Raw genomic sequence first — 12,442 nt, 5'->3', positions numbered from 1 at the left:
ATACTAAACGTAACGAATATCTCCGGAGGTTAACAGGTTAATAATCCTAAAATAACCTCGGATGATTCGCTGTTTGTATTGTGAAAAACCAGGTTGCTACTTCTGTTCCTTAGCTTGCGTTAACTCAGCTTGTGCTTCTGTTAACTTCTTTTGCTGCTTGGAGATTTTGCTAGCATCACCTTTCTGCTGGGCTTCTTTCAGCTCTTGCTGACGCTCAGTGACTTTGTGCTGCTTTTGTCGAATTTTTTTCTGCCGTTCAGCTTTCAGATTTTCCGCAGTACAACTATTTTTAACTTCTTTTAACGCGGTTTCAAGCCCTGCGGCGCGGCGGGTATTGCCATGCTGTTTGGCATATTCTATCTGTTGTTGGATCTCTTTGGCTTTTATATCGCACTCATTATCAGCCGCCGCCTGAGCGGTACTCGAAAAGATGATGATAGGTAAAACCAACAGGAGAGAGTGACGTAATAACGCCGTACGTAACAACATAGTATTGCTTCCTTTTACAGCAAGATTCAGAGTCGAAACAGGTTGCCGTGAATGACTAAGCATAGCGCCGAATGATGTGATACCCAAGTTTACTACAGGATTTTTTATAGATTAATCAGATATCAGCAGAATAAAGGGGGAATAAAGGAGAAGCGACGACGGAGAGATCCCCTCCGTCGCGTGAATTACCCTACATTTTGTATGCTATTTCTGAATGCAGGTAATAATCGATGACGTTTTTTTGACTCACTCGAAACGATGACATAACCACTCGGTAAGATATCCTGCAATACCTCAATAGCTGCTTTCTGCTGCTCAGGGGATTCCAGATTCACCACCAGACTATCCTTCTCTGGGATGATACTTTTGATACGAATACCCCGCTGATCGAGATGTTGGTACAGATAAAACCCATCAGGCAGCGACAATCCCTGCTGATTCGGCCGAATTTTTAATGCACTCTCGGTGCGCAAAATTATCGGCGTAAACAGCAGTGCCGCCAACAACAAAGCGGTTACTGGCAGAGTAAGATAGTGCCAAACTGGGCGGCCAAAACGGCCCCTGAGCTTGATCACTCTGACTGACCTTTGTCATTACTGTCGTCAACGGGGGCGGCGTTCTTCTTGCGCCAAAGCACATACAAAGAGCCAAATAAGCCAATCACCAATAGCGCCAGTGGTAACAACATCAGGAAGAACATCACCTCATCTTCGTATTTAAGGAAGACCGGGGTTTTACCGAAAGCAAAGCCCATGGTGGTCAGAATCAACACCCACAGCAATCCACTCATCCAGTTAAAGAATTGAAAACGGGCATTACTCAGGCCAGAGAGACCGGCGATTGTTGGCAGCAAGGTGCGAACGAAGGCCAGGAAACGGCCAACCAGCAGGGCGGATAACCCGTGGCGGTGGAACAGATTGTGGGCGCGCTGATGATAATGAGCCGGCAGATGGGAGAGCCAGCCCTGTACCACTTTGGTATTCCCCAACCATCGCCCCTGAATATAGCTGACCCAGCACCCAAGGCTGGCTGCGGTGGTCAAAACGACGAGTGTGACCGGGAAACTCATGGCACCTTTTGAAATCAATACGCCAACCAGAATCAGCAGGCTATCGCCCGGTAAAAATGCTGCCGGAAGCAAACCATTTTCCAGAAAAAGTATTACAAACAGCAGGATATAGATGGCCCACACCAGAGACGGGTTAGCCAGCGTCTCATAGTCTTGTGCCCATAAAGCATGTAAGAGTTCTTTAATGATATCCATCTGGTATTCCTAAAACGTCATTGTTATATATCCTTCGTACTTAAAGCTGCGGGGGGGTGTTTTGCTTACCTGCAACTGCAATTACTTTGGGTATATCCGTTAGTTTATAAGCACGATCCGCGAAGATATCTGATAGTTTTCGTATTTAAACGATGGTTTTGATAAAGGTATTCAAAACAAACCCATTCGCTGATATCAACAGGTAAATGTACTTCTCGCTGTGACAACTTTGAGGTTATGACAACGGAAAAGTCATCACATCATCATGGTGGTAGGTAAGCATCCCGCTATATTGAATATTACTCTCTTTCCAGCCACCCACACGATTTCGCTGTGTCGATACATGGAATATCCAGTTGGAATAATTCACCAGTGGCAGTGATTGCCGTGGCTGTTTATAGATCTCATCCGCCCGACTGCTGCGTAATGTAACCAGGTTTGCACTAACCCAGCTGTTATTGGCCAATGAAGGATTGGCAGAACCGGTAAATTTGGCCGCCCCCAGCCGATTTTTTATGGCGGTTTTCTTGGCTGGCACACCCACCAGACGTAATTGCGAGTGTATGACGCTATTTTGTAGGCTCAGGAAGGAGGAAAATGCACTGGCGGATGGTGGCGTAGCGCTAACAAGAGATGTGTCAGAATAAACAGCACTCTGCGCGGATAACGCCATGCCTGATGGGCTGGAATTGGTGTGCAAGGGCATGCCACCGGAGACCGAGCCGGCCCAGCCAGACATTGCAATAAATAGAGCAAACAACCAGCGCATATATTTGCGTTTCGCTCCCAAAGCACCCGAATAAAAAAGTGCTGCCACTTTAGCAAAATAGCGGGATATGAAACAGGGAAATATAGATGCCAACTGGGCATTTATTAACCAATGGTTTAAAAACAGGTCTCACACTGACATTTGCTGACAGAACTCGACATTTGCTGACCCCAAAGCGCTATATTCATGGGGGAAGAGAAACAATAGTGTGAGTTTCTCTCCCCCTCGATTTTCCACTTCGCTTGGGTGTTAGCGGCGTTCACTCACCCCAATCTCTTTGGGGATGTCGAGGTGAACCACCGGGTTTTCTGTGAACAGATAGCGGTCCACATTAAATTCGAAATCATCGGTCGTGGCGCGGAATAACATCTGTTTGGTGTTCTCCAGATGTTGCCACATGGCGAGTTTACTGGCGTAGGGATCTTTGCGCATCAAGGCTTCAAGGATCCGGTCGTGATCTTCGCACCAGCTCTCGATCGACTTATCGTCAATGTGCTCATGGAGCTTGAGCCAATAAGGGTTGTGCACCCGCTGGCTCCACATTTTTTCGACAATCGTGGCCATGGCGGTATTTTGGGTCGCCAACGCCACCTGCACGTGGAACTTGAGATCCCACTGCGAATCACGGAAACGATCTTCCTGCCGGGCATGTTTCTGGATCTCGATCAACTGCACAATATCTTGCCGTGTCACTTGGGTAGCGGCGAATTCTGCAATATTACTCTCAATCAGTTGGCGCGCCTGTAGCAGCTCAAAAGGGCCTGCGGTGGCGAACTCAATACCGTGATTGGGCATCACCAGGTGCTTTTGCTGATTCGACATCACATGGATGCCGGAGCCTTTACGCACTTCGACGTAACCCTCCACTTCCAGCATGATAATCGCTTCACGGACCACGGTTCGGCTGACATTCATCTCTTCGGAAATGTAGCGTTCTGCAGGCAATTTATCACCTACCGGATAAACACCCGCTTCGATTCGCTGCTTTAACTCTGCGGCTAACTGCTGGTACAACCGTCTGGTTTCTGTGAATTCCATGATTAAGGCTCTTGGATCAACTGAGGCCGCATATTTTGCGGCTCATTTTGTCTGGAAGGCTTGATATCCCAAAGGAGATATAATTGGACTTGTTATACCACTTATCCCTACTGGGTTCTAGTCATTGCGATCACAGTTGTGATGGATAACGCGCGGTATATCGGGGCTGAGAGATAATAAAAAAACCCGGCAAATAGTGGCCGGGTTTTCATTGAGGCGCAGAGTTAATGATCGCTAATGGGATCAGTTCTGTCCGGCCGGTGTTTGCTGAATGGGGTCGAGAGCCGGTTCAGCTGCCGGACGGTTTTGCAGTACAGTCCAGATAACCACTACCGCTAACACGTCAAACACGGCGAGGGCGGCAAATAGTGGGCTGAAGCCCATGGTATCTGCCAAGGCACCGACCACCAGAGCAAACATGGTACTGGCAGTCCAGGCCGCCATACCGGTCAAGCCGTTAGCTGTTGCCACTTCGTTTCGACCAAAGACGTCAGACGACAACGTAATCAGTGCGCCAGAGAGTGATTGGTGAGCAAAGCCCCCAACACACAGCAGTGCGATCGCAGCATAAGGGCTAGTGAACAGGCCGATAGTCCCTGGTGCAATCATTAACAGGCCACCCATGGTTACCACTAACTTACGGGAAACAATCAGGTTAACTTTGAAATGCTTCTGGAAGAGTGGCGGCAGGTAGCCACCCAAAATGCAGCCCAAATCGGCAAACAGCATTGGCATCCAGGCAAACATGGCGATCTCTTTCAGGTTAAAGCCATAAGCTTTGAACATGAACAGCGGGATCCACGCGTTAAACGTACCCCAGGCAGGCTCTGCCAGGAAACGCGGGATCGCAATACCCCAGAACTGACGGTTACGGATAATCTGCAATGCAGACATCTTTTTAGCGTTAGCGGTTGAGTGCTGTGCTTCCTGACCACTGAGGATGTATTCGCGCTCTTCATCAGTCAGTTTTTTCTGATCTTTCGGGTGTTTGTAGAGAATCAACCAGGCAATAGCCCAAATCAGGCTGAGCACACCGGTGATGATAAATGCCATCTGCCAGCTATGCATCACGATAGCCCACACCACTAATGGTGGTGCGATCATGCCGCCGATTGAGGAGCCGACGTTGAAGTAACCCACGGCAATAGAGCGCTCTTTTGCCGGGAACCATTCACTACTGGCCTTCAGGCCCGCAGGGATCATAGCAGCCTCTGCCATACCTACCGCACCACGGGCGATAGCTAAACCACCCCAGCTGCTAGCCAACGCGGTGCTCATACAGAAGATGGCCCACATAATGGCAAACATGGCATAGCCCACTTTAGTGCCCATGACATCCAGAACATAACCGGCCACCGGTTGCATTAAGGTGTAAGCAGCAGAATAAGCGGCGATAATGTAAGAATATTGCTGTGTTGTGATATGTAACTGCTCTTGCAACGTTGGTGCGGCAACAGCAATCGCGTTACGTGTTAGGTAACCCAATATCGTGCCGACGGTGACCAAAGCGATCATATACCAGCGTAAGCCTTTAATTTTACGCACCATTTATAACTTTCTCCCAGTCTAAGATTACTGCTATGAATTGCAGTCTGTAGCCGCATTTCATGGCGCAATTTGGTCCAACCCGACATTGCTGTGCATGCGGAGGTACCTGACCTTTCTTAATTAGCATTGCAGTGGTGTTAGCTGCCGACCTGCAACCCCATTACTTTGGGTCATGCCTTCTTTTTTGAGTTGAGGCTCGAATGCATTGGCAGCCTCAACTACTTTGGGTATCCCTTCCTATTGAGAGCCGCTGTGCTGTAACTGCTCTCACTCTTACTTGTCTATTCCCATTCAAGGTCAAATCAGCGCGGTTGATCGAACAAGGCGGATGAGATGACTGAGGACGACGCAACAATAACTTGTCATACAGATTTAAAAGTTGAGTGATATCACAAAAACCACTTTTCAATTAGGGAATAATAGAACCCGACAGACTTAGTGCCGCAAGGGACTAAATAGACTATAAATGTTGAGTATTTGTTCTTTTTGTTAGCTTTTTGCGATCTCTATCGATAAAAAAATGCTGGACGATAGATGAAATTGGTGTGATAACTTCGCGATAACAGGAAGCAGTACTCGAAGATGTACTCAAGTGAGGAACCTAATATGTCGCAGTTTTTGACCGAAGACTTTTTGCTCGACACCGAATTCGCCCGTCGTCTCTATCATGACTATGCAAAAGATCAGCCGATTTATGATTATCACTGCCATTTACCCCCAGAACAGATTGCAGAAAATTACCGCTTTAAGAATCTGTATGACATCTGGTTGAAAGGTGACCACTATAAATGGCGTGCGATGCGGACCAATGGTGTAGCCGAACGTCTGTGTACTGGTGATGCCAGTGACCGTGAGAAGTTCGAAGCTTGGGCGGCAACGGTTCCTCATACCATCGGTAACCCGCTGTATCACTGGACGCATCTGGAGTTACGTCGTCCATTTGGTATTACAGGCAAATTATTGTCACCGGCAACCTCAGAAGAGATCTGGCAGCGCGGTAACGAATTACTGGCTCAGGACAACTTCTCTGCACGCGGAATCATGCAGCAGATGAATGTCAAAATGGTCGGCACCACAGATGACCCTATTGATGACCTGCGCCACCATAAAGCCATTGCCGCCGATGGCAGCTTTAACATTAAAGTGTTGCCAAGCTGGCGCCCGGACAAAGCTTTCAACATTGAAGCCGCCGGTTTTAACGACTACATGCAGCGCCTGGAAGCTGCCGCCGATACCTCTATCAGCCGTTTTGCCGATCTCTGTAGCGCACTGAACAAACGTATGGATCACTTTGCCGCCCACGGCTGTAAAGTTTCTGACCATGCGCTGGACGTGGTGGTTTACGGTGAAGCTGACGAAGCCACACTGGATGCAATTTTAGCCCGCCGTCTGGCAGGCAATCAGCCGAGCACTGAAGAGATTGCCCAGTTTAAGACCGCCGTATTGCTATTCCTGTCTGGCGAATATCATCGCCGCGAATGGGTACAGCAGTACCATATCGGCGCGCTACGTAACAATAACAGCCGCATGTTTAATCTGGTGGGGCCGGATATCGGTTTTGACTCCATCAATGACCAACCGCTGGCGCAACCTCTGTCCCGCTTGTTGGATGCACAGGGCCTGCGTAATGCTCTGCCAAAAACCATCCTTTACTGCTTGAACCCACGGGATAACGAAGTGATCGGCACCATGGTCGGCAACTTCCAGGGCGAAGGCGCGGCAGGAAAAATGCAGTTTGGTTCCGGCTGGTGGTTCAACGACCAGAAAGATGGCATGCAGCGCCAAATGACCCAGCTGGCACAGCTTGGTTTGCTCAGCCGCTTTGTTGGCATGCTGACAGATAGCCGCAGCTTCTTATCTTATACCCGCCATGAATACTTCCGCCGCATCCTCTGCCAGATGATTGGCCGTTGGGTTGAGGATGGTGAAGCGCCTGCGGATATTGAGCTGCTGGGTTCAATGGTGAAAAACATCTGTTTCGATAACGCGAAACAGTATTTCGCCATCGAGCTGTAAGCGCCCGAGCTGTTTGAGCGATAAATCGCTGGTAATAAATCACGGGGCTGTATGCCAGCCCCGCATAACTTTAACTTATTGTTTTTTAACGCCCGGCTGCGCTGCGACCAAGACCTTATCGGCAACGAAAGGCTTGCCTGCAAAGCACGGACTGTCAGCGATGATGGGTCCACGCCTGTATGCGTTATGAGGTGAATCCTGATGCAAACCCTGAATCGTCGTGACTTTCCCGGCCGTAGCCATCCAGACAAAATTATTCAATTCGGCGAAGGTAACTTTCTGCGCGCTTTTGTCGACTGGCAGATTGATCTACTGAACGAGCATACCGACCTCAATGCTGGGATCGTGGTGATCCGCCCGATCGACACTGATTTTCCGCCATCACTCAGTACACAGGATGGCCTGTACACGGCGGTGATCCGTGGGTTGAACGAGCAGGGCGAAGCGGTGCGTGAATCCCGCCTGATCCGCTCCGTTAACCGCGAAATCAATATCTACCGCCAATTCGATGAGTACCTGGCGCTGGCCCGCGATGCCAATATCCGCTTTATGTTCTCTAACACCACAGAAGCAGGGATTGCCTGGAACGAAGCGGATCAATTCAGCGATGCGCCACCTAGCTCTTTCCCGGCTAAATTGACCCGCCTGCTGTTCGAACGTTTTGAACATTTTGCCGGTGCCGCAGATAAAGGCTGGGTGCTACTGCCTTGCGAACTGATTGATTACAATGGCGAAGCTCTGCGCGAGTTAGTGCTGCGCTATGCCAGCCATTGGCAACTGCCAGCCGAATTCAGCCAGTGGTTGACTGAAAATAACTGCTTCTGCTCAACATTGGTTGACCGTATCGTCACCGGCTACCCACGTGATGAAGTGGCGGCGCTGCAAACTGAACTGGGTTATCAGGACAGTTTCCTCGACACTGCAGAGTACTTCTATCTGTTTGTTATTCAAGGGCCAAAAGAGTTGGCGCAAGAGTTGCGTCTGGATCAGTTGGATCTGAATGTGCGCATCGTCGATGACATCAAACCCTACAAAGAGCGCAAAGTGGCTATCCTGAATGGCGCCCACACCGCGCTGGTGCCGGTGGCTTACCTCTCTGGCCTGGAGACTGTCGGTCAGACCATGGATGACGCGCAGATCAGCAGCTTTGTAGAGAAAACCATAACTGAAGAGATTGTGCCGGTACTGGACTTACCGGAAGAGGAGTTGTTGTCATTCTCACAGGCGGTATTGAGCCGTTTCCGCAACCCGTTCATTCAGCATCAATTGCTCTCTATCGCCTTGAATGGCATGACAAAATTCCGCACCCGTATCTTGCCGCAGTTGCTGACTTATCAGCAGCAGCAAGGCAAATTACCGCCACGCCTGACTTTTGCCCTCGCGGCATTGATCGCCTTTTACCGTGGCGAACGTGAAGGTCAAACTTACCCATTGCAGGATGATGCCTACTGGCTGGAGCGTTTTTCCACCCTGTGGAGCGGCGTAAAACACAGCGACATTACGCTGGCTGAATTGGTTCACAGTGTGTTGTCCGATGCGGCCCATTGGGGGCAGGATTTGACCGCGCTGCCGCAACTGGCCGATCAGGTGACAGAACAACTGCAATCCATCATTGATCGCGGTATGAGAGCTGCGGTAGCGGCATACAGCTAAAGGTTTAACTATGCAAAGTATTATAAAAATTCACCCGTTGGATAATGTTGCTGTCGCACTGCAAGACCTGGCCGCTGATGAAGTGATTGAATGCGGGGAGTTTAGCGTTAAGCTAGCTCAGCCGGTGGGACGTGGGCATAAATTTGCCTTAACCGCCATCGAACCTGGCCAGATGATCGTTAAGTATGGTTTGCCTATCGGTCATGCATTAACCCTGATCCAGCCGGGCGAACATATTCATTCGCAAAATGCTAAAACCAACCTGAGCGACCTGGATGAGTATCAGTACCAGCCAGAGTTCAGTGAGTTGCCGCCGCAAATGGCGGATCGTGAGGTGCAGATCTATCGCCGCGCCAATGGCAACGTGGGTATCCGCAATGAGCTGTGGATAGTCCCAACCGTGGGTTGTGTGAATGGGATCGCGCGCCAGATCCAGCAACGATTCCTAAAAGAGACGCAAGACGCTGAAGGTATTGATGGCGTCTATCTGTTCAGCCACCCATTCGGCTGTTCACAGCTAGGTCAGGATCACGAAAATACCCGCACCATGCTACAAAACATGGTGCGTCACCCGAATGCCGGTGCGGTGTTGGTGATTGGTTTGGGCTGCGAAAACAATCAGGTGGACGTTTTCCAGACCACGCTAGGTAAGGTTGATGAAGAGCGAGTGCACTTTATGGTGTGCCAGCAGCAGGATGATGAAGTCGAAGCGGGCCTCGAGCATCTGCGCGCCTTATATCAAGCGATGCGCGATGACAAACGCGTTCCGGGTAAATTGAGCGAGTTGAAGTTTGGGCTGGAGTGCGGCGGTTCTGATGGTTTGTCCGGTATTACGGCCAACCCGTTGCTAGGGCGCTTCTCCGACTATGTGATTGCTAACGGCGGCACATCGGTGCTGACTGAAGTTCCGGAGATGTTCGGTGCGGAGCGCATCTTGATGAGCCGCTGCCGTGATGAAGCCACGTTTGAAAAGACCGTCAGCATGGTCAACGACTTCAAACAGTACTTTATTGCGCACAACCAACCGATTTATGAAAACCCATCACCGGGCAATAAAGCGGGCGGTATCACAACTCTGGAAGAGAAATCCCTTGGCTGCACCCAGAAAGCGGGGCAGAGCAAAGTGGTGGATGTGCTGAAGTATGGTGAGCGCTTACAACGTCCTGGCCTGAATTTGCTCAGCGCACCGGGCAATGACGCGGTGGCAACCAGCGCATTAGCCGGGGCCGGCTGCCATATGGTGCTGTTTAGTACCGGCCGTGGCACACCTTACGGCGGTTTTGTTCCGACAGTCAAACTGGCAACCAATAGCGAACTGGCCGCCAAGAAACCCCATTGGATCGATTTTGATGCGGGTAAGCTGATTCATGGCACCTCAATGGAGAGCTTACTGACTGAGTTTGTTGATCTGATAGTTGACATTGCAGACGGCAAACCCGCTCGCAATGAAGTGAACGATTTCCGTGAACTGGCGATCTTTAAAAGTGGCGTCACCTTGTAAATAGCATGGTTTTTAATTAATATGAAACGGCGTTTTATTTTTATCAATAAGACGCCGTACTCCAGGTACGAAGGGGATTGATTATTAATTTGTAAGACACAGTGCGGCCAGCCGCACGCCAGGACTCTCCTACCATGACCTTCTATTGGTTTGCCCAAGCCGTTGGTGTACTGGCATTTTTTGTCGGTATCACCATGTTCTTCAACCGCGATGAGCGGCGTTTCAAACTTCAACTCTCCGCCTACAGTGCCATTATTGGCTGCCATTTCTTTCTGATGGGGGCCAGTGCCGCCGGTAGCAGCGCCATGCTTAATGCATTGCGCAATCTGGTGGCCGCCAAAACCCGCAGCAATATTGCGATGATTGTGTTTATCATCCTAACACTGGCATTTGGTCTTTGGCGTATGCAGCACGCGATAGAGATATTACCGATTTTTGGTACTGTGATCAGTACCTGGGCCATGTTCCGCACCCGTGGCCTGACAACCCGTTGCGTGATGTGGATATCCACTGTCTGCTGGCTTATCCATAATGTTTGGCTGGGGTCTATTGGTGGGTCATTGATTGAAGGCAGTTTCTTGCTGTTAAACGGGTTTAATATTATCCGTTTCCGTCGGCTGCAATTAAAAGGGATAGACCCTTTTAAGGTGGAGAAAAAAGCGACGAAAGAGGAAGCGGCCCAATAAAAACGGGGGCCATAAGCCCCCGATAATCATTATAGCGATCAATATCAGACGATTTTACGACTCGCCAGCGGATCTGGATCCGCCAGTCTTGCATCGTCAGCCTGACAGGCCGCGGCAGTAAACAACACGTCGGTTGAGGAGTTCAGCGCAGTTTCAGCTGAGTCCTGCAATACGCCGATAATGAAACCAACCGCCACCACTTGCATCGCCACTTCGTTCGGAATACCAAACATGCCACATGCCAGCGGGATCAGCAGCAGTGAGCCACCGGCCACACCGGATGCACCACAGGCGCAGATTGCCGCGACCACACTTAACAGCAGGGCAGTTGGCAGATCGACGGGAATACCCAGAGTATGAACTGCCGCCAGTGTCAGCACGGTGATGGTAATCGCCGCACCCGCCATGTTGATGGTGGCACCCAATGGAATGGAGACCGAATAGGTGTCTTCATTCAGGTTCATCTTCTTGCACATCTCCATGTTCACTGGAATGTTAGCGGCTGAACTGCGGGTAAAGAAGGCGGTAACGCCACTTTCGCGCAGGCAGGCAAACACCAATGGATAGGGGTTGCGGCGGATTTTCCAGTAAACAATCAATGGGTTAACCACTAATGCTACCAGCAACATACAGCCTATCAAGACCACCAACAGCTGTGCATACCCTAACAACACGCCAAAACCGGTTTCTGCCATGGTTGAGGAGACCAGACCGAAAATACCCAGTGGTGCGAAGCGGATAACCACACGTACCACTTTGGTTACGGCATCAGACATATCATTAATCAATGCTTTGGTGGTATCAGCTGCATGACGTAAGGCAACACCCAGCCCCACAGCCCAGGCCAAAATACCAATATAGTTGGCATTCAGCAGTGCATGGATTGGGTTTGCGACCACACTGCTCAGCAAACCTTTCAACACTTCGACAATCCCACTTGGCGGGGTAATTTCGGCAGTGCTGGTCGCCAGAATGAGGGTTGATGGGAACAGGAAGCTAATCACCACGGCAATCAGTGCCGCTGAAAAAGTGCCTAACAAATATAAAAACAGAATAGGGCGGATACTGGTTTTCTGCCCCTGCTTATGGTTGGCAATTGAGGCCATTACCAGCATTAACACCAGAACGGGTGCCACCGCTTTTAATGCGCCAACAAACAGTGTACCGAGCAGGCCGACAGCCGTTGCTGCTGGGGTAGAGACTAACGCTAAAATAATACCGGCAATCAAACCGACCAGTATCTGTTTCACTAAGCTGCCGCGGATAATAAATCCGATGAATCCAGAAGGTGTCTTTTCCATAGTTTTCCAGTGATGCCTCTTCCCAAGTTGAACTTGTTTTATTTTTAGTCGATCAACGCCTGAGCCGGAACGTGGCCAGGCGATTATTCCCACACCTGTAACTTAGTATTATTTGTAACTGGGTGTGTTTGCATTGACAGTATAAGGGAATCTATTGGGCAGGAAAGAGGCAATCAG

11 protein-coding genes are annotated in these 12,442 nt (G+C 49.9%); 4 read left to right on the top strand and 7 right to left on the bottom strand.

The annotated features are described in order from the left end of the window. Positions 1–96 precede the first annotated feature (96 nt). From HRK25_RS03770 to HRK25_RS03745, 6 genes are all read right to left on the bottom strand, one after another. Positions 97–489: a DUF1090 domain-containing protein gene (locus tag HRK25_RS03770; RefSeq protein WP_005277236.1), complete on the bottom strand. Its 393-nt coding sequence runs from the start codon at positions 487–489 to the stop codon at positions 97–99. A 185-nt stretch (positions 490–674) separates the two neighbouring features. Then, positions 675–1,064, bottom strand: a complete 390-nt coding sequence (gene mzrA, locus HRK25_RS03765) for an EnvZ/OmpR regulon moderator MzrA (protein WP_032898509.1) — start codon at positions 1,062–1,064, stop codon at positions 675–677. Beyond that, a complete protein-coding gene (locus tag HRK25_RS03760; RefSeq protein ID WP_005277243.1) occupies positions 1,061–1,753 on the bottom strand; it encodes a DedA family protein in 693 nt (230 codons plus the stop codon). Before HRK25_RS03760 ends, mzrA begins: the two co-directional genes overlap by 4 nt. Positions 1,754–1,988: 235 nt before the next feature. Then, complete coding sequence (locus HRK25_RS03755; RefSeq protein WP_005277246.1) at positions 1,989–2,522, bottom strand: hypothetical protein; 534 nt, start codon at positions 2,520–2,522, stop codon at positions 1,989–1,991. Positions 2,523–2,771: 249 nt separating this feature from the next. Next, positions 2,772–3,560: a transcriptional regulator ExuR gene (exuR, locus tag HRK25_RS03750; RefSeq protein ID WP_032898511.1), complete on the bottom strand. Its 789-nt coding sequence runs from the start codon at positions 3,558–3,560 to the stop codon at positions 2,772–2,774. A 243-nt stretch (positions 3,561–3,803) separates the two neighbouring features. After that, positions 3,804–5,108 carry an MFS transporter gene (locus tag HRK25_RS03745; protein WP_005277252.1) on the bottom strand — a complete coding sequence of 435 codons (1,305 nt, stop codon included), beginning with the start codon at positions 5,106–5,108 and terminating at the stop codon, positions 3,804–3,806. A gap of 606 nt (positions 5,109–5,714) precedes the next feature. Between HRK25_RS03745 and uxaC the strand changes: the two genes are divergently transcribed. From uxaC to HRK25_RS03725, 4 genes are all read left to right on the top strand, one after another. Then, on the top strand, positions 5,715–7,124 hold the full coding sequence (gene uxaC / locus HRK25_RS03740; protein ID WP_005277254.1) for a glucuronate isomerase: 1,410 nt from the start codon (positions 5,715–5,717) through the stop codon (positions 7,122–7,124). A gap of 201 nt (positions 7,125–7,325) precedes the next feature. Beyond that, positions 7,326–8,777: a tagaturonate reductase gene (locus tag HRK25_RS03735; protein WP_005277258.1), complete on the top strand. Its 1,452-nt coding sequence runs from the start codon at positions 7,326–7,328 to the stop codon at positions 8,775–8,777. Positions 8,778–8,787: 10 nt separating this feature from the next. Further along, complete coding sequence (locus HRK25_RS03730; protein WP_005277259.1) at positions 8,788–10,278, top strand: UxaA family hydrolase; 1,491 nt, start codon at positions 8,788–8,790, stop codon at positions 10,276–10,278. 134 nt (positions 10,279–10,412) lie between these two features. Beyond that, positions 10,413–10,964: a YgjV family protein gene (locus tag HRK25_RS03725; protein WP_099460402.1), complete on the top strand. Its 552-nt coding sequence runs from the start codon at positions 10,413–10,415 to the stop codon at positions 10,962–10,964. Between the two features lie 44 nt (positions 10,965–11,008). Here HRK25_RS03725 and sstT read toward each other — a convergent pair whose 3' ends face one another. Continuing rightward, complete coding sequence (gene sstT / locus HRK25_RS03720; RefSeq protein WP_005277262.1) at positions 11,009–12,265, bottom strand: serine/threonine transporter SstT; 1,257 nt, start codon at positions 12,263–12,265, stop codon at positions 11,009–11,011. Positions 12,266–12,442: the final 177 nt, after the last annotated feature.

Source organism: Yersinia bercovieri ATCC 43970 (assembly GCF_013282745.1).
Lineage (GTDB): Bacteria > Pseudomonadota > Gammaproteobacteria > Enterobacterales > Enterobacteriaceae > Yersinia > Yersinia bercovieri.
Note: the sequence above shows the minus strand (reverse complement) of the source record. Positions and strands in the feature narration are given on the sequence as shown.

What these genes read in the sequence shown, in the direction of transcription:
- exuR (WP_032898511.1), bottom strand. Translation starts at nt 3,560, where the DNA reads ATGGAATTCACAGAAACCAGACGGTTGTACCAGCAGTTAGCCGCAGAG.
- HRK25_RS03770 (WP_005277236.1), bottom strand. Translation starts at nt 489, where the DNA reads ATGTTGTTACGTACGGCGTTATTACGTCACTCTCTCCTGTTGGTTTTA.
- HRK25_RS03735 (WP_005277258.1), top strand. Translation starts at nt 7,326, where the DNA reads ATGCAAACCCTGAATCGTCGTGACTTTCCCGGCCGTAGCCATCCAGAC.
- HRK25_RS03725 (WP_099460402.1), top strand. Translation starts at nt 10,413, where the DNA reads ATGACCTTCTATTGGTTTGCCCAAGCCGTTGGTGTACTGGCATTTTTT.
- HRK25_RS03760 (WP_005277243.1), bottom strand. Translation starts at nt 1,753, where the DNA reads ATGGATATCATTAAAGAACTCTTACATGCTTTATGGGCACAAGACTAT.
- sstT (WP_005277262.1), bottom strand. Translation starts at nt 12,265, where the DNA reads ATGGAAAAGACACCTTCTGGATTCATCGGATTTATTATCCGCGGCAGC.
- HRK25_RS03730 (WP_005277259.1), top strand. Translation starts at nt 8,788, where the DNA reads ATGCAAAGTATTATAAAAATTCACCCGTTGGATAATGTTGCTGTCGCA.
- HRK25_RS03745 (WP_005277252.1), bottom strand. Translation starts at nt 5,108, where the DNA reads ATGGTGCGTAAAATTAAAGGCTTACGCTGGTATATGATCGCTTTGGTC.
- uxaC (WP_005277254.1), top strand. Translation starts at nt 5,715, where the DNA reads ATGTCGCAGTTTTTGACCGAAGACTTTTTGCTCGACACCGAATTCGCC.
- HRK25_RS03755 (WP_005277246.1), bottom strand. Translation starts at nt 2,522, where the DNA reads ATGCGCTGGTTGTTTGCTCTATTTATTGCAATGTCTGGCTGGGCCGGC.